We start from the raw sequence: 24,579 nt of genomic DNA, 5'->3' as shown, positions 1-24,579 counted from the left end.
CGCCTCGGCCCGCAGCAGGCGGTACTCGCCGCGACCCGGCTCGGCCGCCGCCGCCTCGGCCAGCAGCTCACGGGCCCGCGCGGCATCCCCCGCCGTCAGGGCGGCCACGCCCTCCAGGAAGGGGGCGCGCGAGGACTCCTTCACCAGCGGCTCCCCTACTTCGCGAGCCATCGCATACAGCGCTCGCACGGAGGCGACGTCCTGGGGCTGCAAGGCCTCGCCCTCCAGGGCGCGCTGGTGCAGCGACTCCAGGGTCTCGCGTGCCGCCGTGTGCAGCCGCCCCGCCATGTCTCCCAGGTCCGGCCCCAGGTAGCCCTCCTGCACCAACGCGCGCAACACCTCGGTCGCCGAGTCGGCGCCCACCAGTTGCCGCTGCTCCAGGACCGCGAAGAAGGCGGCCTTCTTCTCCACGTGCCCCGCCACCAGCTTCTCCACCGAAGCCACCTTGCGAGCCGACTTCAGCTTGCGCTCACACAGCTCCAGCTCCCGCTCCGCCTTGGTGCGATCCGACGACTCGGGCGCGACCTTCACATAGGCCCGGTACGCCAGGTAGGACTCCTCCAGCCGTTGCGCCGCGAGCTGCGCACGCGCCAGGCCCAGGTAGGCCCCCAGCAGCTCCGGCCGCACGCGCGTGGCCTTCAGGAAGGCCGCCGCGGCATCCGGGTACTTGCGCATGTTGTACAGCCGGCTGCCCTCCGCCATCAGCAGGTCGCCGTTGCCCACCGAGGGCCCCACCAGCGGCTGCGCTCCGGCAACCCCCGCCCACAGGCCCAGCACCACCAGCATCAGTCCGCGCAGCTTAGAACACATAGCCCAGCCCTCCCTTCAGCTCCGCCGTGTTGGCGCTGTGCCGCAGTGCGGAGATGGGTATGGGTAGCGATTGGCTCATCTGAAAGGCCACGGTGGCGTAGAGCCCCTCGACCAGCCGTGCCCGCAGTCCCAGCCGCTCGTTCACGTGCAGGTCGAAGCCCTGGAGGCCATCCGGGTAGAGCTTCTTGAAGCTGTCGTCCTCCCCCTCCAGCAACACCAACCTGCCCTCCAAGCCCACCTGCAGGAACGTGGTGATGCGCCAGAACGTGAAGTGCACCTGGGGCTGCAACAGCCGCACGGAGATGAGCGAGGTCCGGAACGTCCGCAGGCTGGCCTGCGGCTCCCCGGTGACCTGCATGGGCGTCTCCCACGCGTTCTCGGCCCAGGACAGGGAGCCCCCCAGAATCATCCACGAGTAGTAGCTCTTCACGCTGCCCAGCTCGAACGAGAAGCCGCGCATCCGCAGGTCCCCGGGCCCCGTGATGTTCAAGGCGGCGGCCGGCTGTCCAGAGGCGGGGTTGGTCTCGAGCTGCCGGCCCAGCAGGCCGACGCCCTGCACGGTGACTTCGAAGTAGCTGTCCGGCACGTCGCTCGCCGCGGGAGCCGTCTTCTCCGGCGCGTCCTTCTTGACGTCCTTCTTCTCGTCCTTCTTCGGGACATCCTTCACCACCAGGGGCTCTTCCCGAGCGCTCTTCACCTGCGGGTTCTTGGCCTGGGGGTTCTTCACCTGCTCGAGCTTCGGAGAGTCGACCGCCGCGACGCGGACGGGCTCCACCTGGGGCTTCACCGGTGCGGGCGGGGACTCCGGAAGCTTCTCCAGCCGGTGCGTCTCGCGGTGCCGCTCTCCCGAGGCGAGCGTGAGCGTCGTGTCGAGGCCGCGGTAGCCCTCGCGCTCCAGTCGCAGCGCATGCGGGCCGGGGGGGATGTCCAGCTCCACCTTGTTCCGCCCTACCTCCCGACCATCGAGCAGGATGCGGGTGCCCTCGGGCTCGGCCTGGACGATGAGCCGCCCGCGCAGCGCCTGGAGCCGCTGCTCCACCTTCATCTGAGCCAGGGCCCTCACCGTCTGGGACACCTCGAGCGGCTCATGCGAGGCCAGCTCGAAACGGAAGGTGTGCTCGCCGGGCAGCACCTGGGTGGACAGGGGAGTCGTCCCCAACTTCACCCCATCCACGAAGAGGGTGGCGCCCGATGGCGTGGAGGCCACCTCCACCGTGGCCGCCAGCGAGTACACCTTCACCAGCGCGCCCATCAGCGCTTTCTCGAAGTGGGGATCGGAAGCCTCGCCCTCCAGACGCTGCCCCGCCGGGTGCACCCGCACCGCCCGGAAGCGGAAGCCGCTCCCATCCTGCCCGCCCTTCACCAGCACCACGGACTCCAGCCCGAGCTCGCGCAGCCACGCATCCAGCGGCTCGCGGCACTCCCGCTTGTCCAGGAGACATCCCGTACGGACCTTGCGGCCCTCCAGCCATGTCGCCAGCGCCTCACGCCCGATGAGCTGGCTCGTCCTCATCTCCTGGGGCAGCAGCGCGCCAATGGACTGCTCCGCGCGTTGCGCCACCAGCTCCTGCCCTGGATACAGCGGCTGAACCAACAACAGCGTTCGCACCGGCGGCTGCGCGGTCGATGCATCATCGGGGGCAGCACCGGCGACCAGCGCCAGCCCCACGCTCAACAGGTAGGTGACGAGCATGAACTCCTCAAGCGGGGGGATACACTCCGAGCTCGCGCCGGCCCCCCACGGGCCCGGAATGTTCGTCGAATGTCACTCTTCTGCCTAGGGGGCTTGTAGGCCCGGGTGGGGGGTCATCCCGGGCTCCTAGCCGCGGCTCGACAGGAAAGCGCTTCCCTGCTCGGCCGGTAGGCCCTGGCTCTTCACCGTTTCTTCAGCCCGAGCCCCAGCCGGTACACGTCCTGACCGGACCACCCGGCGCGGCGGGCCAGCTCGGTGCTGAGGCCCTTGAGCTTCTCACCCCGCCCCAGTCCCTCCTCCAGCGCGCGCCGCAGCTCGTCCTCGGACCAGCGGTGCTCGCCGGTGCGCCCCTCCACCAGCACCACCACCTCGCCCCGGGGCTCCTCGGTGGCGTAGCGCTCGGCCAGGGTGCTCAGCGTGCCCCGCACGAACTCCTCGTGCACCTTGGTGAGCTCCCGGGCCACCACCACGCGCCGCTCTCCCAGCGCGTCCCGCAGGTCGGTCAGCGTCTCGGCCAGCCGGCGGGGGGACTCATAGAGGGCGATCGTGGCCGACAGCGGGGCCACCTCCTCCAGCATGGCCTGGCGCTCGGGCCCCTTGCGCGGCAGGAAGCCGAGGAAGTGGAAGCGCCCGGTGGGCAACCCCGAGGCGCTCAGCGCCGACACCAGCGCCGTGGCGCCCGGCACCGGCACCACCTTCACGCCGCGCTCGATCGCCTCGGCCACCAGCTTCTCGCCGGGGTCGCTGATGCCCGGGCTGCCCGCGTCCGTCACCAGGGCGCAGTCCTCGCCGGCCTCGAGCCGGTCCAGGATGCGGCCGGCGCGCTGGCCCTCGGCGAAGGCGGGCAGGCTCACCGTGTCGGCGGCGATGCCGAAGTGGTCCAACAGCACCCGCGAGTGCCGCGTGTCCTCACAGGCCACGAAGGACACCTGCCGCAGCGTCTCCAGGGCGCGCGAGGAGATGTCCCCCAGGTTCCCGATGGGGGTGGCCACCAGATAGAGCGTCCCAGCCATGCGTGCCTCACATGCCGGCGTCGAAGGCGCCCGGCAGGTGCTCCACCGTCGCGCGCTCGCCGCGGCCCACCACCGAGATGACGTCGAAACGAATCATCCTGTCCCGCAGCCGCTGGGTCAGGAGGTAGTGCAGCGCCGCCTTCACCACCTTGCGCTGCTTGGCGAAGGACACCGTGTGGGAAGGGTCTCCCCACACCGCCGTGGAGCGCATCCGCACCTCCACGAAGCACACGGTGTCCTCGTACTCGGCCACCACGTCCAGTTCCCCGTGGCGGCACGCGTAGTTGCGCGCGCGCACCCGATAGCCCCTCGACTCCAGGAAGCGCACCGCGGCCTCCTCGCCCTCGTCCCCATACCCCTTCCGATCCACCACCATCCCCTCCCCTCGCTACCGGGCCCCCGCCCTCGGGGGCCACGCACCACTTGCTACAGATTGACAGTCCCGTCCGACAGCTGCGCGAAGCCGGGGTGCGAGGTGACGTGCAGCACCTGCGTCAGGGTGCCCACGTGCTTGAGCATCCGGGCCAGCAGCGGCAGCTTGGCCTCGTCCACGCCCATGAGCGCGTCCTCCACGAGCAGGGGCAGCTTCACGCGGACGCTCAGCTTCTCCACGACCGTCAGCCGCAGGCTCAGGAAGAAGACGTCCACCTCGCGGGGAGGCAGCTCGCTCAGGGCCATGCGCCGGCCCGAGGAGGACACCACCGTGGTCCGCCCCTCCCGGTCCCACTCCACGCCCACGTAGCGCCGATCCGTGAGCGCGCTGAAGTACTGCACGCACCGGTCTCGCAGCGCGCCCATGACGGCCGACGCGTTGGTGGCGAGCACGTCCGCCGCCAGGTTGATGAGCACGGGCGAGGGATCCTCGAGCGCCTCCGGGCCGGACACCTCGACGCCGGGCATTCCCCCCATCATCTGCGGGTTGCGCGCGAGCTGGATGGACTCCTTGAGCCGGGTGAGCTCCCGCTCCACCTCGCGCACGTCGCGCACGAAGGTGCCCTTCTCGGCGATCTTCGCGTTGAGCAGCTCGATCTGCTGGCGGATGATGGGCAGCTGGTTGGCGGCGTCGATGTACTCGGGGTGCTTCTCCATCGCGATGAGCTGGGCGCGCAGCTGGGCCACGTCGGCGCCGAGCTGCTCGCGGCGCTGGAGGCGGGGCGCGATGTCCTTGGGCGTGTCCACGTCGAACACGTCCATGGCCTTGCGCACCGGACCGGCCTCGGCCTCGAACTCCTCGAGGATCTTCTTCTCGCGCACGGCGAACATCTCGCCCCGGCGGTTCACGAAGTCCTTGTGCTGCAGCTCGTCCACGAAGCGCAGGGCCAGCACGGCGGCGAAGCCGAAGGCGGGGATGTCCAGCAGCGCCACGTAGCGGACGGCGTTGGTGAAGAAGAAGCCCGCGACGAAGCAGACCACGCCCAGGGCGATGGCGGCCCAGAACCTGGGATTGCGAACGAGCGGCTCCACGTCCGGCAGACGCGCGGCCTCCTCCTCCGCCACCTCGCGCTCGGACTCGAGGCGCGCCATGGCCTCGTCCTTGCGGGCCAGCATCCTCGGGAAGCGCTCGGCGCGCGCCACGATGTCCTGGGGCAGCCCCATGGACTCGGGCGTGGGCTCCGCGGCCCAGGTCGCCTCCGCCTCGCGAACCTTCGCCTTCAGGCCGTCGGTGCTGCTCAGCTTCCGCTCGAGGTCGAAGACCTGCGAGTTGAGCCCGTCCACCTCGAACTGGAGGTTGTCCACCTCCTTGCAGAAGAGGAGCTCCTTCTCGAGCTCGCGCACCTTCGCCTCGGCGGCGGGAAGGTCCGAGGCGGGCATCACCGCCAGCATGCCCGGAGAGGACTGCGTGCGCAGGCCCGGGGACGAGGGCGCGTGGACGCTGGGCATGCCCGGCGAGGACAGCGTGCGCACGCCCGACGTGGACGCGCGGCCCATGCCACCGCGGGGCCGGCGCGAGGGAAGCTGCGCCGCCTGGAGGCAGAAGAGCTGCTCGAAGGTGGCGCGCGGTGGCACCCCCACCTGGCCACGGAGGAACTGGTTGGCGTCGGTGGTGTCCTGCGTCACCAGCTCCGGCTGCTGAGTGTTGGGGTTGAGCCGGTGCAGCGAGCCACCGCCGCCCAGCTCACGCAACACGCGGTAGGTGACGTTGTCCTGCCCCACGAGGGTGAGGGCGGCCTTGCCCGGCTTCTGCGCCGAGGCGGCCATGGCGGCATCTCCGCCACGCCCATCCGCGTAGAGCAGCGCGAGCGTGAGCCCGGCCAACGGGCTCGGCTCCGCGGGCGGCTTGAGCACCAGATACCCGGTCTTGAGAGCGAAACGGCCCGCGGGGGAGAACCCCCGGACGTTCTGGACGGCAACCTCGACGAAGTGCATGCGCCCCCCATTCTATCGCGAATGCGCATGAAAAAAGGGAGCGCCCTCGAAAGGACGCTCCCTTTTGGAGGAACCGGCCAGCGAGGGCCGGGACCGGCTCAGGCGCTCGGCCGCACGGCGCCCGGCTTGGCGGACGAGTGGTGGCTGGCGGTGGCGCGACGCATCTCGGCGTCCTCCTGGGTCTCCACGCGGGAGGCCTTGCCCTTGAGGGCGCGGAGGTAGAAGAGACGGTTGCGGCTCACGTTGCCGCGCGAGAGGACCTCGATGCGCTCATAGCGGGGGCTGTGCAGGGGGAACACGCGCTCCACGCCAACGCCGAAGGACACCTTGCGGACGGTGAAGGTGGCGCGGTTGTGGCCCTTCTTCTTGCGGATGACGATCCCCTCGAAGGCCTGCACGCGCTCCTTGTCGCCCTCCTTGACCTTCCAGTGAACGCGAACAGAGTCACCGGTGCGGAACTGGGTGACGTCCTTACGGAGGTTCTTGGCCTCCACGTACTCGATGGCGCTGCGACGCATGACTGACTCCAGAAAGCTCGACTCGGGTCCAGCTAAGCTGGGACTCGGGGTGTAGAGAGCGGGCGGTACTACCAGAGAGCCGGGGGTCGGACAAGCCCGCAGAACACCGACCCGTGGCTCGGGAAACCGTCGGAGGGGTTACAGCTCCTCCTCTTTCTTCGACAGAAGCTTCAAGTCCGCCTTGCCGAACTCCAGGCGGGCATACAGGTCCGGGCGCCGTTCCCGGGTGAGCTGGAGCGCCTTCCAGCGGCGCCAGCGGGCGATGCGAGCGTGGTCGCCGGATTGGAGGGCGGCGGGCACCTCCACCCCGCGGAAGACGGGGGGCCGGGTGTAGTGCGGGTGCTCCAGGACGCCTTCCTCGAAGCTCTCGGTAACGCTGGAGGTCTCGTTGCCCAGCACTCCGGGTAGCAGTCGCGCCACGGCGTCCACCACGGCCAGGGCGGCCACCTCGCCCCCGGTGAGGATGAAGTCCCCCAGGGACAGTTCCCCGTCGAGGTAGGGCATGACGCGCTCGTCCACGCCCTCGTAGCGGCCACAGACGAGGATCAGCCCGGGCTCCTTGGCCAGCTCCCGCGCCTTCGCCTGGTTGAAGACGGGGCCCCGGGGGCTCATCAGCAGCACCTTGGCCCCGGCGGGCGCGCGGGCCCGGGCGGCCTCGATGGCGGCCACCAGCGGCTCGGGCTTCATCACCATGCCGGCACCGCCCCCGTAGGGCGTGTCGTCGGTGACGCGGTGCTTGCCCTCGGCGAAGTCACGGATGTAGGTGACGGTGACACCGAGCAGGCCCTTCTCCTGGGCCTTCCCGAGGATGCTCGCGCCCAGGTACCCGGCCACGCTGTCCGGGAAGAGGGTCAGCACCTCCACGGGGTACATCAGTCCTCGCTCCCTTCCGCCTCGCCCTTGTCCCCGCCGGCCTCCAGGTACTCCGGAGGCTTCACCACGAGGCGTCCGCCCGGGATGTCCACCGTGGAGACGAAGTCGTCGGCGAAGGGCACCACCAGCTCCTCCTTGCCCTCGGCGCGGATGACGAGGTTGGGCACCTCGCCGGTGCTCCAGAGCTCCTCCACGCGGCCGAGCACGTTGCCGGCCTCGTCCACCGCGGTGAGGCCCACCAGGTCACCCTGGAAGTACTCGTCCTCGGCGGGGGGCTCGAGGTCCTCGCGGAACGCGAGCACGGTGGCGCCCACGAGCGCCTCGGCCTGGGTGCGCCCCTTCACGCCCTCGAAGACGACGAGCATCTCCTTGGGGGTGGGCCGCACGGACTCGATGCGCAGCACGCGCTCGGCTCCGGTGCGAGGGCGCACGAGCACGCGCTCGACGAAGTCGAGCGTCTCGGACGCGGGGTCGAAGGGGCGCACGGCCACCTCGCCCCCGAGACCATGGGCCCGGGACACGTAGCCCAGCTCGAGGTGGGATTTGAGCGTCACTGGCCTTCGGGGGAGGAGGGAGACGCGGGGGGGGAGGCCTGACGCCGGTCGTCCTGGATCTCCAGGCGGACCTTCTGGCCCTGCTTCTGGGCCGCGGCGCCGAGCAGCGTCCGGAGGGCGCCGACAGTGCGCCCATCACGGCCGATGACCTTGCCCACATCCTCGGGAGCGACCTTCAGCTCGAAGAGCCGGGCCCCTTCCGCGTCGGACGCGCGCACGCTGACCTGATCGGGTTGATCGACCAGGGCCCGCGCCAGATAGATGATGAGCTGCTCCACGCTGTCCGTTCAGCCCTGCGAGAGGGACTCAGGCGGGCTTCGCGGCGGCGGCGGCGCGCTTGTGGCGCTTGATGAGCTCGCCAACGGTCTCGGAGGGCGTCGCACCGGACTTCAGCCAGTGCTCCAGGCGCTCAGCGACGAACTCCACCTTGGCCGGGTTGTGGTTGGGGTCGTAGGAGCCCACGGCCTCGAGGAACTTGCCGTCGCGGGGGTTGCGGGAGTCGGTGGCGACCACGTGGTAGTACGGCTTCTTCTTGGCGCCCGCGCGGGCGAGACGGAGGACAACGGCCATTTCTAATGCTCCAGGTGAGTCGAAGGTAAGTCGAAGGTGATCACAGCTTGGAGGGGGGCGCTTCTAATTCCCCCCCTGGCGGATTGTCAAGGAAGCTCGGGGCCTTGCGTCGTTTCCGACGCCTTTTCCTCACCCCGGTTGGCGAGCTGCCCACACGCCCCGGCGATGTCGCGGCCCCGGTTCTGCCGGATGAAGGCCGCCACATGCCCGTTGGTGAGGATCTCCCGGAACTGCTCGGCGCGCTCGTCCATGGTCGTCTTGAAGCCCAGCCCCGGGTTCTCGTTGTAGGGGATGAGGTTGACCTTGGCGGGGATGTCCTTGAGCAGCTCGATGAGGCGGTAGGCGTCCTCGTCGCTGTCGTTGAAGCCCTGCAGCAGGACGTACTCGAAGGTGATGCGCCGGCCCTGGCGCAGGGGGAACTTGCGGCAGGCGTCGAGCAGCGCCGCGATGTTCCACTTGCGGTTGACGGGCATCGTCTTGGAGCGCTGCTCGTCGGTGCTCGCGTTGAGCGAGATGGCGAGCTTCACGTCCGTCTCCTGGCCGAAGCGCTCAATCATCGGCACCAGGCCCACCGTGGAGACGGTGATGTGGCGGTGGCTGAAGTTGGGCCCGTCCACGGACTGGAGGATGGAGAGCGCCGTCTTCAGGTTCTCGAAGTTGTGGAGGGGCTCGCCCATGCCCATGAAGACCAGGTTGGAGAGCGGGCGGTAGGTCTCCAGCTTCTCCAGCTTGCGCACCTCGCGGTTGACCGCGTGCACCTGGGCGACGATCTCCCCCGGGGTGAGGTTGCGCTTGAGGCCCAGGGTGCCCGTCATGCAGAAGCTGCACGCCATGGCGCAGCCCACCTGGGTGGACACGCAGAGCGTCTTGCGGTCCGGCGAGGGCATGTAGACGGACTCGATGAAGCGCCCGTCGCGGGTCTTCCAGCGGTACTTGATGGTGCCGTCCACCGAGCGCTGCTCGAGGTCCTTCACCAGGGGGACGATCTCCGCGCGCTGCTTGAGCTTCTCGCGCAAGGCCTTGGAGAGGTCCGTCATCTCGTCGAACGAGGTGGCGCCGCGCTGGTGGATCCACCGGTAGAGCTGGCTGGCGCGGAACGAGCGCTCGCCCAGCTCCTCGGTGAAGAAGCGGGTGAGGCCCTCCAGCGTGAGGCTGGAGACCTCCGTGAGCTTCACGGGCGCGGGCGCCGGATCGGGCACCGGAGCGGTGACCGAGAACTCAGGCGAGGTGATGTTGTTGGACTCGGGCAGCATCGTCATGGTTCCAACGGGGCGGGTGTGGGTGTCCCTTCCCACAACCTGGGACGTGGAGTCAAAGGAGCACCTGTCCCCTCCCCTGCTCCGCGTGAGGGGCGAGAAAGACGACGGCCCGGCCACCGCGGAGGAGCGCGGGAGCCGGGCCGGGTCCTGGGCGCGAGGCCCTACCGACTACTTCTTGCCGCTGTACTCGTAGCCGTGGATCTCGGTCTCACGGAAGAAGTACGCGATCTCGATCTTCGCGTTGTCCAGGCTGTCCGAGCCGTGCACCGTGTTCTGGTCGATGCTGGTGGCGAAGTCGCGGCGGATGGTGCCCGGGGCGGCGTTGGCCGGGTTGGTGGCGCCCATGATGTCGCGGTTGGCCAGGACGGCGTTCTCACCCTCCAGCACCATGAGGACCACGGGGCCGGAGATCATGAAGCTCACCAGGTCCTTGAAGAAGGGGCGCGCCTTGTGGACGGCGTAGAACCCCTCGGCCTGGGCCTGGGACAGCTGCTGCAGGCGGATGGCGACCGGCTTGAGACCCTTCTCCTCGAAGCGGGAGATGATCTTGCCGATGACGCCCTTCTGAAGCCCGTCGGGCTTGATGATGGACAGCGTACGCTCGATGGCCATTGTGGTGGTCCTCGGTGTGTCGTGTGGAAGGTGGGACTAGCGCTTCTTGTGGGGGACGCCGCGCTTGACGGCCTCCTGCAGCGTGGTGCCGAGCTCGGCGGGGCTGGCGGCCATGACGAAGCCCGCGGCCTCCATGGCCTTCATCTTCTCCGAGGCCGTGCCCTTGCCACCGGAGATGATCGCGCCGGCGTGACCCATGCGCTTGCCCGGGGGCGCCGACTGGCCGGCGATGAAGCCGGCGATGGGCTTGGTGAACTCGCGCGCCACGTACTCGGCGCCGCGCTCCTCGGCATCTCCGCCGATCTCGCCGATCATGATGACGGCGTCCGTCTCGGGGTCGGCGTTGAAGAGCTTCAGCACGTCCACGAAGTCCGTGCCGTTGACCGGGTCACCGCCGATGCCCACCGCGGTGGACTGGCCCAGGCCCAGCTGGGTGAGCTGGAACACGGCCTCGTAGGTGAGCGTACCGGAGCGAGACACCACGCCGATACGGCCCGGCTTGTGGATGTGGCCCGGCATGATGCCGATCTTGCACTTGGCGCCCGGGGTGATGACGCCGGGGCAGTTGGGGCCGATCAGACGAACGCCCGGCTTGCCCTGCAGGTAGCGCTTGGCCTTCACCATGTCGTTGACGGGGATGCCCTCGGTGATGGTGATGATGAGGGAGATGCCCGCGTCGGCGGCCTCCATGATGGAGTCGGCGGCGAAGGGGGGCGGAACGAAGATGACCGAGGTGTTGGCGCCGGTCTGCTTCACCGCGTCGGCCACCGAGTTGAAGACGGGGACCTTGCCCTCGAAGTCAGTGCCACCCTTGCCCGGCGTAACGCCGGCGACCAGCTTCGTTCCGTACTCCAGCATCTGCTTGGAGTGGAACGAGCCCGCCGAGCCGGTGATGCCCTGGCAGAGGACCTTCGTGTTCTCGTTGACGAGGATGCTCATGGCTTGAACCTTTCTCTGCCTGGACTACTTCAACGCCGCGACGGCCTTCTCGGCGGCCTGGCGGAGGTTGTCGGCGGGGGTGATGGCGAGGCCGGAGTTGCGCAGCAGCTCCTTGCCCTTCTCCACGTTGGTGCCCTCGAGGCGCACCACGAGCGGAACCTTGAGCTGCACTTCCTTCGCCGCGGCGATGATGCCCTCGGCGATGACGTCGCACTTCATGATGCCGCCGAAGATGTTGACGAGCACCGCCTTCACGGCCGGGTCGGCGAGGATCAGCTTGAAGGCCGCCGTCACCTTCTCCTTGCTCGCGCCGCCGCCCACGTCCAGGAAGTTGGCCGGAGCGCCGCCCACCAGCTTGATGGTGTCCATGGTGGCCATGGCCAGACCGGCGCCATTCACCATGCAGCCGATGTTGCCCTCCAGCGCGATGTAGGCCAAGTCCCACTCCTTGGCCTGGGTCTCGCGCGGCTCCTCCTCGGCGATGTCGCGGTACTCGAGCAGATCCTTGTGCCGGTACATGGCGTTCTCGTCGAAGTCCACCTTCGCGTCGAGCGCCACCACGCCGCCGTCCTTGAGGATGACAAGCGGGTTGATCTCCACCAGGGAGGCATCCGTCTCGATGAACATGCGGTAGAGCGCGGAGCAGAACTGGACGAACTTGTTCACCGTGGGGCCGGAGAGGCCCAGGCCGAAGGCCAGCTTGCGGCCCTGGAAGTCCTGGAAGCCCACCGCCGGATCCACCGCCTCGCGGAGGATCTTCTCGGGGCTGTGGGCGGCCACTTCCTCGATCTCCACGCCACCCTCGCGGGAGGCCATGAAGGTGATGCGCGAGGTGGCGCGATCCAGCGTCACGCCGAGGTACAGCTCCTGACCGATGGCCAGGCCCTCCTCGATGTAGACCTTGTGGACCGTCTGGCCCTCGGGCCCGGTCTGGATCGTCTTGAGCTTCATGCCCAGCATCTGCTTGGCGAGCTCCCGGGCCTCGGCGGGGCTCTTGGCGAGCTTCACGCCGCCGCCCTTGCCGCGACCGCCCGCGTGGATCTGGGCCTTCACGACGACGACCGGCGTGCCCAGCTCCTTGGCGGCCGCCTCGGCATCCTTGGGCGAGAGCGCGAGAATGCCGCGCGGCGTGGGGACGCCGTACTTCCGGAAGATTTCCTTGCCCTGGTACTCGTGGATCTTCATCGAGGCTCCGGGTGACGCGAGTGATGCGAGAGACTGGCACCCGGAAGCGAGCCCCCGGGGCGGAACGGCGCGGGTGCCTCTCTCGCGCAGAATGGCCCGCTTGGCAAGGCCCTACTGTCAAGAGCCAAACCCGCGGACCTCAAAACGCACCGAGGCCCCGAGCCGGCGAGGACCGGCCGGACACGGGGCCCCGACTGTGAAACGACCCTGTAACGACGGGCGCTCTCCTGACTACCCCGGCCCGCCGGCGGACTTCTTCTCATCGGCCTGGTCGAAGAAGATGTCCTTGATGACCTGCTTGGTCACCTCGCGGTTCATCACCGCGATGGAGGTGGTGAGGGGGATCTCCTTCGGGCACACCTTCACGCAGTTCTGTGCCTTGCCGCAGTCCTGGATGCCGCCCGGACCCATGAGGCCCCGGACGCGCTCCTCGGAGTTCATCTTGCCCGTGGGGTTCATGTTGAACAGCCGGGCCTGGCTGATGGCGGCGGCGCCGATGAAGTCGTTGTCGACCGTCACCTGGGGGCACGCCTCGAGGCAGCTGCCGCAGGTGATGCACTCGGACAGCTTGTACATGACCGAGTGGTCACCCTGGGACTGGCGCGGGCCAGGACCCAGGTTGTGCGTGCCATCGATGTTGATCCACGCCTTGACGCGCTTGAGCGCCTCGAACATGCGGCTGCGATCCACCGCCAGGTCGCGCGTGACCGGGAACTTCTTCATCGGCTCCAGGGTGATGATGGGCTCCCCGTCCCCGATGATCTTGTCGATCAGCGCCGAGCAGGCCATGCGGACCCGCCCGTTGATGTTCATGGCGCAGCTGCCGCACACCTCCTCGAGGCAGGCGGCGTCCCAGACGGCGGGGGCCACCTTGCGGCCGTCCACCGTCACGGGGTTGCGCTGGATCTCCATCAGGCAGGAGATGACGTTGGCACCCTTGCCGTAGGGCACGCGGAACTCGTCGAAGTGCCCCGCCTTGTCCGGGCCGTCCTGGCGCCAGATACGGAAGGTGACGTGCTTGGTGGTGCTGCTGACGGACGCCTTCGCGGTCGCGTTGTCCATGTCGTTCCCTCCTGAAACTAGGCGTACCAGCGCGGCTCGGGGTCGAGCACGGGCGTGGGGATGTCCTCGTAGCTGATCTGCGGGCCCTCCACCGAGTGCTTCGCGATGGTCGTCTTGGCCCACTTCTCGTGGCGCTTCTTCCAGAGCGCCATCCACTCCGGATCCTCGCGAGGATCCTTGCTCTTGGGCTCGGGCAGCGAGAACTCCGGCTTGTAGTGGGCGCCGCGGCTCTCGTCGCGCATCAGCGCGCTCTTGGAGATGACCTCGGCCAGCTCGAACATGTTCCAGAGCTGGTTGATGTAGGAGATGCTCCGGTTGCCCACGTTGCCGGTGTCCAGCGCGTTGCAGTTCTTCCACCGCTCCTTGAAGTCGCGGATGCGCTCCACCGTCTTCTTCAGCCGGTCGTTGTAGCGGACGACGGTGCAGTTCTCCGTCATCAGATCGCCGAGCTCCTTGGTGAGCCCGTACGCGTTCTCCTTGCCGTCCATCTTCTTGATGGTGGCGAAGCGCTCCTCCCAGAACTTCTTCGCGTCGGCGAAGTACCTCTGGTTGTCCGCGTCGGTGGCGCTCTTGGACTGGCTCTTGGCGAAGGACGCCATGGCCGGGCCGCCGATCATGCCGCCGTAGATGCAGGACAGCAGCGAGTTGGCGCCCAGGCGGTTCGCGCCGTGGTAGGCGTAGTCCGCCTCGCCCGTGGCGTACAGGCCGGGGACGTTGGTGGACTGGTTGACGGGGCTGCCGGCCAGCGGCTCGTTGTTCGGGCCCGCCTCGAAGCGCACGTACAGGCCGCCCATCGAGTAGTGCATGCCCGGGAAGATCTTCATGGGCACGTAGCGCGGGTCATCGCCCACGAACTTCTCGTAGATCTCCATCACGCCGCCCAGCTTGGCGGTGAGCACGTGGGCCGGGATGTGCGTGACGTCCAGGTACACGGCGTCGCCGCCGTCCAGGCCCAGGCCCAGCTCGCGGCACACCGTGAAGATCTCACGGGTGGCCACGTCGCGCGGCACCAGGTTCTTGTACTTGGGGTACTTCTCCTCGAGGAAGTAGAAGCGCTCGCTCTCGGGGATGTTCTTCGGGTCGCGGTTGTCGCCCTTCTTGCGCGGCACCCAGACGCGGCCACCCTCGCCACGCACCGACTCGCTCATCAGGCGCAGCTTGTCCTCACCCGGAATGGAGGTGGGGTGCACCTGGATGAACTCGCCGTTGGCGTAGATGGCGCCCTCCATGAAGGCGCGGCCCGCGGCGGTTCCCGTGTTGATGATGGAGTTGGTGGAGCGCCCGAAGACGATGCCCGGACCACCCGTGGCCAGGCAGACGGCCTCGGCCGGGAAGGTGCGGATCTCATTGGTCCGCAGATCCATCGCCGTGCTGCCGATGACGCGGCCCGTGCCGTCCTTCACCGTGCCCAGCCACTCCCAGTACTCGTACTTGGTGACGCGGCCCTCGGCCTCCCAGCGGCGCACCTGCTCGTCCAGCGCGTACAGCAGCTGCTGGCCGGTGGTGGCACCCGCGAAGGCCGTGCGGTGGTGCAGCGTGCCGCCGAAGCGACGGAAGTCCAGCAAGCCCTCGGGCGTGCGGTTGAAGGTCACCCCCATGCGGTCGAGCAGGTAGATGATGCCCGGGGCCGCGTGGCACATGCCGCGCACGGAGATCTGCTCGGCCAGGAAGTCGCCGCCGCGCAGCGTGTCCTTGACGTGGATCTCCGGGGAGTCGCCCTCACCCTTCGTATTCACCGCGCCGTTGATGCCGCCCTGGGCGCAGACCGAGTGGGAACGCTTCACCGGGACGAGCGACAGGATGTCGACCTGGTGGCCGGCCTCGGCCAGCTTGATGGTGGTCATCAGCCCGGCGAGTCCGCCGCCCACCACCGTGAACCGCGCTGCTGCTGCCATGCTGCGTCTCCTTGGTGACCGGAGGGCCGGACGCCCCTGGGGTCTTGGCCGGCGCCGCGTCGCGACTCCGCGAGCGCGCCGCCCGGACCTCCGGTGCGATGCTAAAGGGCTAGTTAACTGGCGAATTCAGCGAGCCGCAAAGATTACCGGCGCGAAGGGATAAGCCCACTCCATCCCCGGCATCAGCCCCGCTCCGCCCGGCCCGCGCGGTGGCTCGCACCACCGCACGGGACCTGGCTGGCTCGCAGCGGGAAGGACTACAGCTTCACTTCACCGACGGTCTTCTTCACCGACTCGAAGGACTTGTTCATCTCGGCCTTCTCGGCCTCGTTGAGCTGCACCTCGACGATCTTCTCCACGCCGCCGGCGCCGATCTGCACCGGGACGCCGAAGAAGAAGCCGTTGATGCCGTACTGGCCCTCGAGGAGGGCGGCGGCCGGCAGCACGCGCTTGCGGTCGAGCAGGTAGCTCTCGGCCATGGCGATGGAGCTGGAGGCGGGAGCGAAGTAGGCGCTGCCCGTCTTGTAGAGGTTCACCAGCTCGGCGCCGCCCTTGCGGGTGCGGTCGATGATGGCGTCCAGCTTGTCCTTGGCGATGAGCGAGGTGAGGGGCACGCCGCCCACGGTGCTGTGGCGCACGAGCGGCACCATGTCGTCACCGTGGCCGCCGAGCACCAGCGCCTCCACGTCACGGATGGAGCAGCCGAGCGCCTCGGCCACGAAGCACTTGAAGCGGCTGGTGTCCAGCACGCCCGCCATGCCGACGACCATGTTCTTGGGCAGCCCGGAGATCTTCTGGAGCGCGAACACCATCGCGTCCAGCGGGTTGGCCACGTTGATGACGAAGGCGTTGGGGCAGTGCTGCTTGATGTTGGCCGCCACGTCCCGCATGATCTTCAGGTTGACGTCGAGCAGGTCCTCGCGGCTCATGCCCGGCTTGCGGGGCACGCCGGCCGTGATGATGACCACGTCCGAGCCCGCCACGTCCTTCCAGTCCGTGGTGCCGGTGACGCGGCAGTCGTAGCCGTCCACGGCCGAGAGCTGGTTGATGTCCAGCGCCTTGCCCTTGACCATGCCCTCGGCGACCGGGATGTCATAGAGGACGACGTCGCCGAGCTGCTTCTGCACCGCGAGCAGGGCCAGGTTGCCGCCGATCTGACCGCCGCCGATGAGGCCAATCTTCTTCTTGGTGTGAGCCATGTGGATTGTCTCTCCGTGACGACTACATGTTCTTGATGATGGCCTGGCCGAACTCCGAGCACTTCACCTCGGAGACGTTGCCCTGCCCTTCCTGACGCATCAGGCGGGCGAAGTCGTAGGTCACCGTCTTGTTGCCGATGGCCTTGTCCATGCCCTGGATGATGAGATCAGCGGCCTCGTGCCAGCCCATGTGGCGCAGCATCATCTCGCCCGAGAGGATGACCGAGCCCGGGTTCACCTTGTCCTGGTCCGCGTACTTGGGCGCGGTGCCGTGGGTGGCCTCGAAGACGGCGTGGCCGGTGACGTAGTTGATGTTGCCGCCCGGCGCGATGCCGATGCCGCCCACCTGCGCCGCCAGCGCGTCGGACAGGTAGTCGCCGTTGAGGTTGAGCGTGGCGATGACGTCGAACTCGTCCGGACGCGTCAGCACCTGCTGCAGGGTGATGTCCGCGATGGAGTCCTTGATGATGATCTTCCCGGCGGAGACCGCGGCCTTCTGCTCGGCGTTGGCGGCGTCCTCGCTCTTGGCGGCCTTGGTGGCCTCCCACTGATCCCAGGTGTAGACCTTGTCACCGAACTCGCGAGCGGCCAGCTCGTAGCCCCACTTGCGGAAGCCGCCCTCGGTGTACTTCATGATGTTGCCCTTGTGCACGATCGTCACGCTCTTGCGCTTGTGCGCGATGGCGTACTCGATCGCGGCGCGCACCAGGCGCTCCGTGCCTTCCTTCGACACGGGCTTCACGCCGATGCCCACGTTCTCCGCGAACCGGATCTTCGCGAAGTCCTTCGGGAACTCCTTCTTCAGGAAGTCCAGGACCTTGGCCGCCTGGGCGCTGCCGCCCTCGAACTCGATACCGGCGTAGATGTCCTCGGTGTTCTCCCGGAAGATGGTCATGTCGACCTTCTCGGGGGTCTTCACCGGGCTGGGCACGCCCTTGAAGTAGCGGACGGGACGCAGGCACACGTACAGGTCCAGCATCTGGCGCAGCGCCACGTTGAGCGAGCGGATGCCACCGCCCACGGGCGTGGTCAGCGGGCCCTTGATGCCCACCAGGTACTCGCGGAACGCGGTGACCGTCTCGTCGGGCAGCCAGTTGTTGACCGTCTTGAAGGCCTTCTCGCCGGCGAGGACCTCGAACCAGGAGATCTTCTTCTTGCCCTTGTAGGCCTTCTCGACCGACGCGTCGAAGACGGCCTGCGAGGCGCGCCAGATGTCACGGCCGGTGCCGTCACCCTCGATGTACGGAACGATGGGGTTGTTCGGCACGGACAGCTTGCCGTTCTGCAGGGTGATCTTCTCGCCGCTCGGAGGGGCCATGAACGAAGCTCCTGACTCAGGAAGGGTGTGCGTGTGGGCGGCGGATGCTTTGCAACACTGGCCCCCCGCGTCAAGGGAGTTCGCCTGCCCTCCGAGCGTCCTGACTTATCGGATCCAATCGCCGGGGGGCCCCGAGCCCGGTTCGCGTGGCATTCCGCACCCTACTTCCCAGAGCACCTCCCGGCTCTTTCAGCAGCGCCGCTCCACGTCCCACCAGCCGAAGTGCATCGTCTTCTGCTCGGTGAGCTGCACCCAGCCCGGCGCGTGCGCGTAGCCGCGTGGGAGGAGCCTCGCGGCCTCGAGCGCCCGCGCCGTTTCCTCGAAGGACCAGAAGTGGAGCGTCACCTCCGGGCCCGCCGTCTGGACCCGCCGCCGTGCCTCCTCGTGCCCGGCCAGACCCGGGCGGCGCTCCAGCACCGTGAAGAGCAGGCGCCCTCCGGGCCTCAGCGCCTCGGACAGGTGGCGCAACGTCCGGGTCAGGTCGTCGCAGAAGTCCAGGCACCCCACCGCCAGTGCCACGTCGAAGCGGCCGAGCTCCTCGGGCACGGGGTCGCGGTAGCTGTACACACGGTAAGTGCCCGAGGGTCGACCCCTCCGGGCCTGTTCGAGCATCTCGGGAGAGAGGTCCAGGCCCACGACCTCCACGGTCGAGTCGAGCTCCCGCGTGAGCTGCCCCGGGCCACACCCCACGTCGAGCACCCGACGGCCCGGTGGCAGCGTCTCCCCGAGGAAGCGCTCCACCCTCCCCTCGTACCGGTGCAGCGAGGGGAAGAATGCCTCGTAGACCCCGGCGATCTCCCCGTACACCTGCCGGACCCCCTCCTCCTGTTCATCAGCCACCATCGTGTCCGGCAGCGTACCTCGCGAGCACACGAGGCTGGCGCGCCCCGCGCGTTCCTGGGTCATCATGGCGCCCCGCGTCATCTTCGCTGTCCGCGCACCTGACAAGTCCGGTATCGTGGTGCGTCGTCGGAAGAATCCCCCTCGGAGGCGCAGTCGTGAACGTCGTCTTCATCTCGCCCCAGTTCCCTCCCCAGTTCTTCCACTTCGTCTCCGCCCTGCGCGAGCGCGGCGTCAACGTGCTGGGCATCGGTGATGCCCCCTATGACAGCCTCCGCCATGAGCTTCGCGAGGCGCTCGCCGAGTACTTCTTCACCCCCAACCTGAATGACGTCGGGGCCCTCGTGCGCGCCGTCGGCTACTTCACCTGGCGCCACGGTCGCATCGACCGCATCGACTCGCTCAACGAGACGTGGCTCGAGCTGGAGGCCCAGCTCCGCGAGGACTTCCACGTCCCCGGCCTCCAGCCCGCCGACATCGCCCAGCTTCGCTCCAAGCTCGGCATGCATGACGTCTTCAAGAAGGCCGGCGTCGCCCACCCGGATGCCATCCCCGCCCGCGATGCCGCCGGAGTGAAGGCCTTCGCCCGGAAGGTCGGCTATCCGCTCGTCCTCAAGCCCGACGTGGGCGTCGGCGCCGCCCGCACCTTCAAGGTCTCCACCGACGCGGAGGTGGACGAGGCCTTCTCCACGCCCCTGCCCGGCTACATCGCCCAGGCCTTCGTGCGCGGCACCATCGTCACCTACGACGGCCTCGTCGACGCCTCGGGCCACATCGTCTTCGCCTTCAGCCACGAGTACAGCGACGGCATCATGGAGTCGGTGCTCGAGCAGCGGGACCTGACCATCTGGAGCCACAAGGAGCTCGCCCCCGCGCTGGACTCCCTGGGCCGCAAGGCGGTGGCCGCACTCGGCCTGCGCGAGCGCTGGTTCCACCTGGAGTTCTTCCGCATGGCCGATGGCAGCTACGTCGCGCTGGAGGCCAACCTGCGTCCGCCCGGGGCCTTCCTCACGGACATGATGAACTACGCGTGCGACATGGACGTCTACCGTCTCTGGGCGCGCATGCTCACCGGCGAGGACCTGCGGGGCTTTCGCTACACGTCCAAGTACCACGTGTGTCACATCGCCCGGCGTACCGGCCACGCGTACCGCCACGGCCACGCCGAGGTGGTGGCCCGGCTCGGTGACGCGCTGCTGCAACACCGCGAGATGCCCTCCGTCTTCACCAGCGCCCTGGGGGATGAGATGTACCTCACCCGGCACCCGGAGCTGGACTCCATGCGCGAGGCCGTGCGCTTCATCCAGGCTCGCCGCTGAGCGCGGCGGCCGCCGGGGGCCTCAGCTCAACAGCCAGCGCATGGCGAGCGGCAACCGGCGCTGCCAGTCCGTCTCGTGGTGGTGCCCCCCCGGCTCCAGCACGAGGAACAGCTCGTGGTCGCCGTACCCCAGCCGCTTGAGGTGGTGGAAGAAGTCACGCGTGGCCTCGCCGTAGCGCATGGTGTAGCCCACCGGATCGATGGTCTCGTGCAGCCCCGCGTCCAGGTAGATGCGCGACCAGCGCCGCGTGTGGGCCGTCCACTCCTCGAAGAGCCGGTTCCAGCCCCACATCACCGAGGGCGACAGCCCTCCGATGCGGCCGAACAGCTCGGGGTGCTTCCACCCCGTGTACAGCGACATCAGGCCCCCCAGCGACGAGCCCATCACTCCCGTCCACTCGGGGCCCTGGCGCACGCGGTAGGTGGACTCGATGTAGGGCTTGAGCGTCTCGACGAGGAAGCGGACATGGCCGAGTCCCCGCGCGCGCACGTTGCTGCGCGGCTCGTCCCAGGGCGAGTACTCGGCGAGCCGGTTGGGCGTCGAGTCCACCGCGACGAGGATCCACGGCTCCAGGCTCCCCTCGGAGACCAGACGCTCCAGGGTGACGTTGGCGCACCAGGTATTGAAGAGCGAGGACTCGGGGTGCGCGAAGACGTTCTGCCCATCGTGCATGTAGAGCACGGGGAAGTGCCGGTGGGGTTCGTGGTCATACGCATCCGGGGTGTAGATGCGCACGGTGCGGGCGACCCCCTCCAGGGGGGAGGCGAAGTCTCGGAGGATGTGGACGTGGCCCATGGGGATGCCGGGTGACGCGGCGCGCGGCACCATAGGCCGGCCCACGCGCCCCCGCCATCATTCCCACGTGGGACTGGCGGCGAGGGACGGGACACGCACCCGTGCACCTCACGTCAGGTGGCCGCGGCGACCGTCGCGCGGAGAACTCGCTTATTTGACGGGTTCACACCGCGTGAAATAGGTCACGGCCGCCCACTTTGGAGGGGGCACTTCATGAAGCGTTCGATTCTGGTGTGCGTCACGGCCGTCGCGCTCGCGGGTTCCGCCTGGGCGCAGGACAAGGGGCAGAAGCCCGCGACCGCTGGCGAGCAGGCGCCCGCGATGGACCTGTCGAAGATGGGCCCGGGAGCTCGCAAGCCCACCAACGAGAAGCAGACGAAGCAGGAGGTCCAGGCGTTCTTCAAGCAGATGGAGGAGATCGAGAAGAAGCACGACTTCGAGGCGATGATCGCGATGCACGACTTCCCGGTCTACATGGCGACCGACGACCTGAAGGGCGTGCCCGAGACGAAGGAGTTCAGCCGCGAGGAGTACGTCGCGATGATGAAGCCCATGTTCGAGGGCATGCCCAAGGACCTGAAGACGACCTACAAGCCGACCGTCACCGTGCTCTCGGACTCGCTGGTGAGCGTGATCAACGACTTCACGATGACCCAGGGCAAGCAGAAGGTGACCGGCCGCAACGCCTCCCTGCTCGTGAAGCGTGACGGCCAGTGGAAGTGGAAGGTCATGGTCGAGGCCGGCTATGGCGGAATGTCGCCCCCGGGCGCCACCGGCGGCTCGCAGACGCCTCCCGAAGGCAAGAAGTAGCGCTCGGCAGGGGGGGCGAGGGGGCTTTCGCTCGCCCTCGCCGCCCCGCGGCTCGGCTCACTCGAACTCGAGCGCGCGCTGGAAGTCCGCCGGGTTGGAGGCCGCGCTCTGCGCCGTCTCCAGCGTGATGTGGCCCTCCTTGTAGAGCTGGCTCAGGTGCTGGTCGAAGGACTGCATGCCGAACATGTCCCGGCCCTTCTCGATGACGTCCTTGAGCTCGTTGGCCCGGTCCTCGCGGATGTACTGCTCCACCGACTTGGTCTGGACCATGATCTCCAGCGCCACCGTGCGCCCCTTGCCGTCCGCCTTCGGCAGCAGTCGCTGCGAGATGGTCGCCTTGAGGCTGTCCGCCAGGCGCATGCGCACCATCGTCTGCTCCTCGGCCGGGAACACCGAGACGAGGCGGTTGATCGTGCGCGAGGCGTCCGTCGTGTGCACCGTCGAGAGCACCAGGTGGCCCGTCTCCGAGGCCTTCATCGCGATGTCGATCGTCTCCGTGTCGCGCATCTCGCCCACCAGGATGACGTCCGGGTCCTGGCGCAGCGCGGCGCGCAGGGCGATCGCGAAGTTCTCCGTGTCCGGGCCGATCTCCCGCTGCGAGATGGAGGACTTGATGTTCTTGTAGATGAACTCGACCGGGTCCTCGATGGTGAGGATGTGCAGGTTCTCGGTGCGGTTGATGTGGTCGATCATCGACGCGAGCGTCGAGCTCTTGCCCGAGCCCGTCGCGCCCGTCACCAGCACCAGCCCTCGCTCGTTGCCGGCGATCGTCTTGAGCACCTGCGGCAGCCCCAGCCCGTCGATGGTGGGGATCTCATCCGGGATGATGCGCAGGATGCACGCCAGCGTGCCTCGCTGCCGGTAGATGTTCACCCGGAAGCGCGCCACTCCCGGCAGGCCGTACGAGGTGTCGTACTCCTGCACGCTGTCGATCTGCGACTTCGTCAGCGGATCGTTGATGATGTGGAGGGCGACCTGCTTGGTATGGTCCGGCTGGAGCTTCTCCATCTTCAGCGGCCGGAGCACACCGTTGACCCGGTAGATGGGAGGATCGCCCGGGCGGAAATGGATGTCCGAGGCGCCGTTCTGCACGCCGACCGTGAGCAGCTTGTTGAGCGTTGCCTGATCCAGGGGAGTTACCTCTCTCGTCGGCCGCGGATTCTAGGCGAAAGCACCCCAGGACGGCCAAGAACCTGACCGGGACGCTTCATATCCCCTCCCCCACGGCCGCGCCCGGTTTCGTCGCGCCTTCACACCCAGCGCATCTGGTATGAGGTACGGAATCGCAGTAGGACGCAGCGTGGTCGAGGCTCTGTCCAGGAGTGATGCTCCCTGTTCCAGGTCAAGGTCGATAGGTCGAACGCCCTCGTGGTCGTCACCCTGGAAGGCACCGTCCGCGTGGACGAGATGCACCAGTTCGTCGAGCAGTCCGTGGCCGCCATTCGCGACCTCGCGCAGCTGGGCAAGGGCGTCCGGTCCCTCGCCGACCTGCGTCAGTTCCGGACCACCTCGCCCGAGGCCACGGACATCCTCCGCCAGGGTCAGGCGGCCGCGATGAAGGCCGGCATGACGCGCATCGCCGAGCTCGTCTCCAGCGAGGTCGCCACGCTCCAGCTCAACCGCATCGCGCGCGCCAGTGGCATGGACCGCATCCTCCGCCGCTTCAACGACGAGGCGGAGGCCCGGCGCTGGCTCCTCGAGGAAGGCGAGCACGCCGACGTGGCCTGAGTTCAGGTCGTCTGGGCCCGCTGGCGCAGCACCGTGCGCTCCACCTTGCCCATCGCGTTGCGCGGCAGCGCCTCGAGGGACAGGAAGCGCGCGGGCACCTTGAAGCCGGCCAGGGACTCGCGGCACCACGCCCCCAGGTCCTCCGGGAGCGGGGCTCCGTTGCGCGTCACCACGAAGGCCACCGGCACCTCGCCCCAGCGCGCGTCCGGCACTCCCGCCACCGCCACCTCCTGCACCGCCGGGTGCGCGGCCAGCACCGCCTCCAGCTCCGCCGGGTAGATGTTCTCCCCGCCTCGGACGATCAGGTCCGTCCGCCGGGAGAGCACCGTGAGGCGGCCCCTGGCGTCCAGCGTCCCCAGGTCCTTCGTCCGCAGCCAGCCGTCCCGGACGGCCTCGCGCGTGGCCTCGGGCCGGTTCAGGTAGCCCGCCATCACCGTGGGGCCCCGGACCTCGATGTCCCCTTCCCTCCCCGGGCCCAGCGCCTCGCCCTCCGGGCCCACGATGCGCACCTCCAGGCCCGGGAGGGCTCGGCCCGCCGTGCGTCCGTCCGCCTCGTCCGGGCGCTCCGTCGTCACCTGAGAGCAGGCCTCCGTCAGTCCGTAGGTCTGGAGTGCCAGGATGCCCGCCGCCCTCGCCCTCGCCAGCAGCGGCGCGGGGACGGGGCCTCCGCCAATCAGCGCCAGCCGGAAGGTGGCGGGCACCGGGCGGTCCTTCCGCGCGTCCAGCACGCGCTCCAGCGTCGTGGCCACGAAGCTCGCGTGGGTGACGCCCTCCTCGTCGATGGCCTGGTTGGTGTCGTCCGCCTCGAAGCGATCCCTCAGGACGAGGCAGCCTCCGTCGTACGCCGTGCGGGTGAGCATCGCCAGGCCGCCCACGTGGAAGAGCGGGAGTGTGCCCAGCCAGTACGGCGCCGGGTGCGCTCCCAGGTTCGCCTCGGAGCAGCGCGCCGAGGCCCGGAAGTTCCCCTCCGTCAGCACCGCTCCCTTGGGGCGCCCTGTCGTGCCCGACGTGAAGAGGATGACCCGGGGCGTCGCCGTCTCCGGGGGGACACACCAGGAGGATGTTGGGCCCGCCGGCTCCGCGAAGGACTCCAGGGGCTCGGCGCCGGGGAGCCGCTCGGCGAGTCCTCCGAGGGCCAGGGTGAGCCTCGGGGCCACGTCCTCGACGAGGGGTTGCAGCTCCGCCCGGGTGAGCCTCGCGTTGAGCGGGGCCAGCACCGC

General features: G+C 68.6%; 25 protein-coding genes. 3 read left to right on the top strand and 22 right to left on the bottom strand.

What is annotated here, in order from left to right:
* The 19 genes from VF697_RS39840 to VF697_RS39750 all read right to left on the bottom strand — a co-directional run.
* Positions 1 to 810: tetratricopeptide repeat protein (locus VF697_RS39840; RefSeq protein WP_331103466.1), on the bottom strand; the 810-nt coding region annotated here is incomplete at its 3' end.
* The gene (locus tag VF697_RS39835; RefSeq protein ID WP_331103464.1) at positions 800 to 2,503 is read right to left on the bottom strand and encodes a PEGA domain-containing protein; all 1,704 of its coding nucleotides are present in this window, start codon (positions 2,501 to 2,503) and stop codon (positions 800 to 802) included. The genes VF697_RS39835 and VF697_RS39840, both read right to left, overlap by 11 nt.
* Positions 2,504 to 2,685: 182 nt before the next feature.
* Positions 2,686 to 3,516: a 16S rRNA (cytidine(1402)-2'-O)-methyltransferase gene (rsmI, locus tag VF697_RS39830; protein WP_331103462.1), complete on the bottom strand. Its 831-nt coding sequence runs from the start codon at positions 3,514 to 3,516 to the stop codon at positions 2,686 to 2,688.
* A gap of 7 nt (positions 3,517 to 3,523) precedes the next feature.
* On the bottom strand, positions 3,524 to 3,892 hold the full coding sequence (locus VF697_RS39825) for a YraN family protein (protein ID WP_331103460.1): 369 nt from the start codon (positions 3,890 to 3,892) through the stop codon (positions 3,524 to 3,526).
* A gap of 50 nt (positions 3,893 to 3,942) precedes the next feature.
* On the bottom strand, positions 3,943 to 5,883 hold the full coding sequence (locus VF697_RS39820) for a chromosome segregation protein SMC (protein ID WP_331103459.1): 1,941 nt from the start codon (positions 5,881 to 5,883) through the stop codon (positions 3,943 to 3,945).
* Positions 5,884 to 5,981: 98 nt separating this feature from the next.
* Complete coding sequence (gene rplS / locus VF697_RS39815; RefSeq protein ID WP_331103457.1) at positions 5,982 to 6,401, bottom strand: 50S ribosomal protein L19; 420 nt, start codon at positions 6,399 to 6,401, stop codon at positions 5,982 to 5,984.
* A 138-nt stretch (positions 6,402 to 6,539) separates the two neighbouring features.
* Positions 6,540 to 7,274, bottom strand: coding sequence for a tRNA (guanosine(37)-N1)-methyltransferase TrmD (gene trmD / locus VF697_RS39810; protein ID WP_331103455.1), 735 nt, complete (start codon positions 7,272 to 7,274; stop codon positions 6,540 to 6,542).
* Positions 7,274 to 7,828: a ribosome maturation factor RimM gene (gene rimM, locus VF697_RS39805; protein ID WP_331103453.1), complete on the bottom strand. Its 555-nt coding sequence runs from the start codon at positions 7,826 to 7,828 to the stop codon at positions 7,274 to 7,276. Before rimM ends, trmD begins: the two co-directional genes overlap by 1 nt.
* Positions 7,825 to 8,106 carry a KH domain-containing protein gene (locus tag VF697_RS39800; RefSeq protein ID WP_331103451.1) on the bottom strand — a complete coding sequence of 94 codons (282 nt, stop codon included), beginning with the start codon at positions 8,104 to 8,106 and terminating at the stop codon, positions 7,825 to 7,827. Before VF697_RS39800 ends, rimM begins: the two co-directional genes overlap by 4 nt.
* A 28-nt stretch (positions 8,107 to 8,134) precedes the next feature.
* Positions 8,135 to 8,398 (bottom strand): 30S ribosomal protein S16, encoded by a 264-nt coding sequence (gene rpsP, locus VF697_RS39795; RefSeq protein ID WP_331103449.1) that lies wholly within the window; start codon positions 8,396 to 8,398, stop codon positions 8,135 to 8,137.
* Between the two features lie 86 nt (positions 8,399 to 8,484).
* Positions 8,485 to 9,651 (bottom strand): 23S rRNA (adenine(2503)-C(2))-methyltransferase RlmN, encoded by a 1,167-nt coding sequence (rlmN, locus tag VF697_RS39790; RefSeq protein WP_331103472.1) that lies wholly within the window; start codon positions 9,649 to 9,651, stop codon positions 8,485 to 8,487.
* 174 nt (positions 9,652 to 9,825) lie between these two features.
* Positions 9,826 to 10,269, bottom strand: a complete 444-nt coding sequence (gene ndk, locus VF697_RS39785; protein ID WP_331103447.1) for a nucleoside-diphosphate kinase — start codon at positions 10,267 to 10,269, stop codon at positions 9,826 to 9,828.
* A gap of 36 nt (positions 10,270 to 10,305) precedes the next feature.
* On the bottom strand, positions 10,306 to 11,208 hold the full coding sequence (gene sucD / locus VF697_RS39780; RefSeq protein WP_331103445.1) for a succinate--CoA ligase subunit alpha: 903 nt from the start codon (positions 11,206 to 11,208) through the stop codon (positions 10,306 to 10,308).
* A gap of 24 nt (positions 11,209 to 11,232) precedes the next feature.
* Complete coding sequence (sucC, locus tag VF697_RS39775) at positions 11,233 to 12,393, bottom strand: ADP-forming succinate--CoA ligase subunit beta (RefSeq protein WP_331103443.1); 1,161 nt, start codon at positions 12,391 to 12,393, stop codon at positions 11,233 to 11,235.
* Positions 12,394 to 12,624: 231 nt separating this feature from the next.
* A complete protein-coding gene (gene sdhB, locus VF697_RS39770; protein WP_331103441.1) occupies positions 12,625 to 13,455 on the bottom strand; it encodes a succinate dehydrogenase iron-sulfur subunit in 831 nt (276 codons plus the stop codon).
* Positions 13,456 to 13,472: 17 nt separating this feature from the next.
* Entirely contained in the window at positions 13,473 to 15,350 is a 1,878-nt protein-coding gene (sdhA, locus tag VF697_RS39765) for a succinate dehydrogenase flavoprotein subunit (protein ID WP_331103439.1), read from the bottom strand.
* 257 nt (positions 15,351 to 15,607) lie between these two features.
* A complete protein-coding gene (gene mdh / locus VF697_RS39760) occupies positions 15,608 to 16,549 on the bottom strand; it encodes a malate dehydrogenase (RefSeq protein WP_331103437.1) in 942 nt (313 codons plus the stop codon).
* A 22-nt stretch (positions 16,550 to 16,571) separates the two neighbouring features.
* Positions 16,572 to 17,867, bottom strand: a complete 1,296-nt coding sequence (icd, locus tag VF697_RS39755; RefSeq protein ID WP_331103435.1) for an NADP-dependent isocitrate dehydrogenase — start codon at positions 17,865 to 17,867, stop codon at positions 16,572 to 16,574.
* A gap of 189 nt (positions 17,868 to 18,056) precedes the next feature.
* Positions 18,057 to 18,710 carry a class I SAM-dependent methyltransferase gene (locus tag VF697_RS39750; RefSeq protein WP_349257543.1) on the bottom strand — a complete coding sequence of 218 codons (654 nt, stop codon included), beginning with the start codon at positions 18,708 to 18,710 and terminating at the stop codon, positions 18,057 to 18,059.
* 155 nt (positions 18,711 to 18,865) lie between these two features.
* On the opposite strand from VF697_RS39750, the gene VF697_RS39745 reads away from it, so the two are divergent.
* On the top strand, positions 18,866 to 20,026 hold the full coding sequence (locus VF697_RS39745; RefSeq protein ID WP_331103431.1) for an ATP-grasp domain-containing protein: 1,161 nt from the start codon (positions 18,866 to 18,868) through the stop codon (positions 20,024 to 20,026).
* A 21-nt stretch (positions 20,027 to 20,047) separates the two neighbouring features.
* Here the strand turns inward: VF697_RS39745 and VF697_RS39740 are convergent, their stop codons facing one another.
* Complete coding sequence (locus VF697_RS39740) at positions 20,048 to 20,821, bottom strand: alpha/beta hydrolase (RefSeq protein WP_331103470.1); 774 nt, start codon at positions 20,819 to 20,821, stop codon at positions 20,048 to 20,050.
* 213 nt (positions 20,822 to 21,034) lie between these two features.
* On the opposite strand from VF697_RS39740, the gene VF697_RS39735 reads away from it, so the two are divergent.
* A complete protein-coding gene (locus VF697_RS39735; RefSeq protein ID WP_331103429.1) occupies positions 21,035 to 21,631 on the top strand; it encodes a hypothetical protein in 597 nt (198 codons plus the stop codon).
* A 57-nt stretch (positions 21,632 to 21,688) separates the two neighbouring features.
* Here the strand turns inward: VF697_RS39735 and VF697_RS39730 are convergent, their stop codons facing one another.
* Complete coding sequence (locus VF697_RS39730; RefSeq protein ID WP_331103468.1) at positions 21,689 to 22,762, bottom strand: type IV pilus twitching motility protein PilT; 1,074 nt, start codon at positions 22,760 to 22,762, stop codon at positions 21,689 to 21,691.
* A gap of 237 nt (positions 22,763 to 22,999) precedes the next feature.
* Here VF697_RS39730 and VF697_RS39725 point away from each other — a divergent pair, with 237 nt between their 5' ends.
* A complete protein-coding gene (locus VF697_RS39725) occupies positions 23,000 to 23,359 on the top strand; it encodes an STAS/SEC14 domain-containing protein (RefSeq protein WP_331103427.1) in 360 nt (119 codons plus the stop codon).
* Positions 23,360 to 23,361: 2 nt separating this feature from the next.
* Here the strand turns inward: VF697_RS39725 and menE are convergent.
* The coding region (menE, locus tag VF697_RS39720) for an o-succinylbenzoate--CoA ligase (protein WP_331103425.1) at positions 23,362 to 24,579 on the bottom strand (1,218 nt) is incomplete at its 5' end.

Source organism: Archangium sp. (assembly GCF_036388035.1).
Taxonomy (GTDB): domain Bacteria; phylum Myxococcota; class Myxococcia; order Myxococcales; family Myxococcaceae; genus Archangium.
Note: the sequence above shows the minus strand (reverse complement) of the source record. Positions and strands in the feature narration are given on the sequence as shown.

Excerpts from the sequence above, each read along its gene's own strand:
- rplS (WP_331103457.1), bottom strand. The coding sequence starts at position 6,401 with ATGCGTCGCAGCGCCATCGAGTACGTGGAGGCCAAGAACCTCCGTAAG.
- VF697_RS39825 (WP_331103460.1), bottom strand. The coding sequence starts at position 3,892 with ATGGTGGTGGATCGGAAGGGGTATGGGGACGAGGGCGAGGAGGCCGCG.
- ndk (WP_331103447.1), bottom strand. The coding sequence starts at position 10,269 with ATGGCCATCGAGCGTACGCTGTCCATCATCAAGCCCGACGGGCTTCAG.
- VF697_RS39735 (WP_331103429.1), top strand. The coding sequence starts at position 21,035 with ATGAAGCGTTCGATTCTGGTGTGCGTCACGGCCGTCGCGCTCGCGGGT.
- sdhA (WP_331103439.1), bottom strand. The coding sequence starts at position 15,350 with ATGGCAGCAGCAGCGCGGTTCACGGTGGTGGGCGGCGGACTCGCCGGG.
- VF697_RS39820 (WP_331103459.1), bottom strand. The coding sequence starts at position 5,883 with ATGCACTTCGTCGAGGTTGCCGTCCAGAACGTCCGGGGGTTCTCCCCC.
- VF697_RS39740 (WP_331103470.1), bottom strand. The coding sequence starts at position 20,821 with ATGGGCCACGTCCACATCCTCCGAGACTTCGCCTCCCCCCTGGAGGGG.
- icd (WP_331103435.1), bottom strand. The coding sequence starts at position 17,867 with ATGGCCCCTCCGAGCGGCGAGAAGATCACCCTGCAGAACGGCAAGCTG.
- mdh (WP_331103437.1), bottom strand. The coding sequence starts at position 16,549 with ATGGCTCACACCAAGAAGAAGATTGGCCTCATCGGCGGCGGTCAGATC.
- rpsP (WP_331103449.1), bottom strand. The coding sequence starts at position 8,398 with ATGGCCGTTGTCCTCCGTCTCGCCCGCGCGGGCGCCAAGAAGAAGCCG.
- VF697_RS39750 (WP_349257543.1), bottom strand. The coding sequence starts at position 18,710 with ATGGTGGCTGATGAACAGGAGGAGGGGGTCCGGCAGGTGTACGGGGAG.
- rsmI (WP_331103462.1), bottom strand. The coding sequence starts at position 3,516 with ATGGCTGGGACGCTCTATCTGGTGGCCACCCCCATCGGGAACCTGGGG.
- rlmN (WP_331103472.1), bottom strand. The coding sequence starts at position 9,651 with ATGCTGCCCGAGTCCAACAACATCACCTCGCCTGAGTTCTCGGTCACC.
- sucD (WP_331103445.1), bottom strand. The coding sequence starts at position 11,208 with ATGAGCATCCTCGTCAACGAGAACACGAAGGTCCTCTGCCAGGGCATC.
- sdhB (WP_331103441.1), bottom strand. The coding sequence starts at position 13,455 with ATGGACAACGCGACCGCGAAGGCGTCCGTCAGCAGCACCACCAAGCAC.
- sucC (WP_331103443.1), bottom strand. The coding sequence starts at position 12,393 with ATGAAGATCCACGAGTACCAGGGCAAGGAAATCTTCCGGAAGTACGGC.
- trmD (WP_331103455.1), bottom strand. The coding sequence starts at position 7,274 with ATGTACCCCGTGGAGGTGCTGACCCTCTTCCCGGACAGCGTGGCCGGG.
- VF697_RS39835 (WP_331103464.1), bottom strand. The coding sequence starts at position 2,503 with ATGCTCGTCACCTACCTGTTGAGCGTGGGGCTGGCGCTGGTCGCCGGT.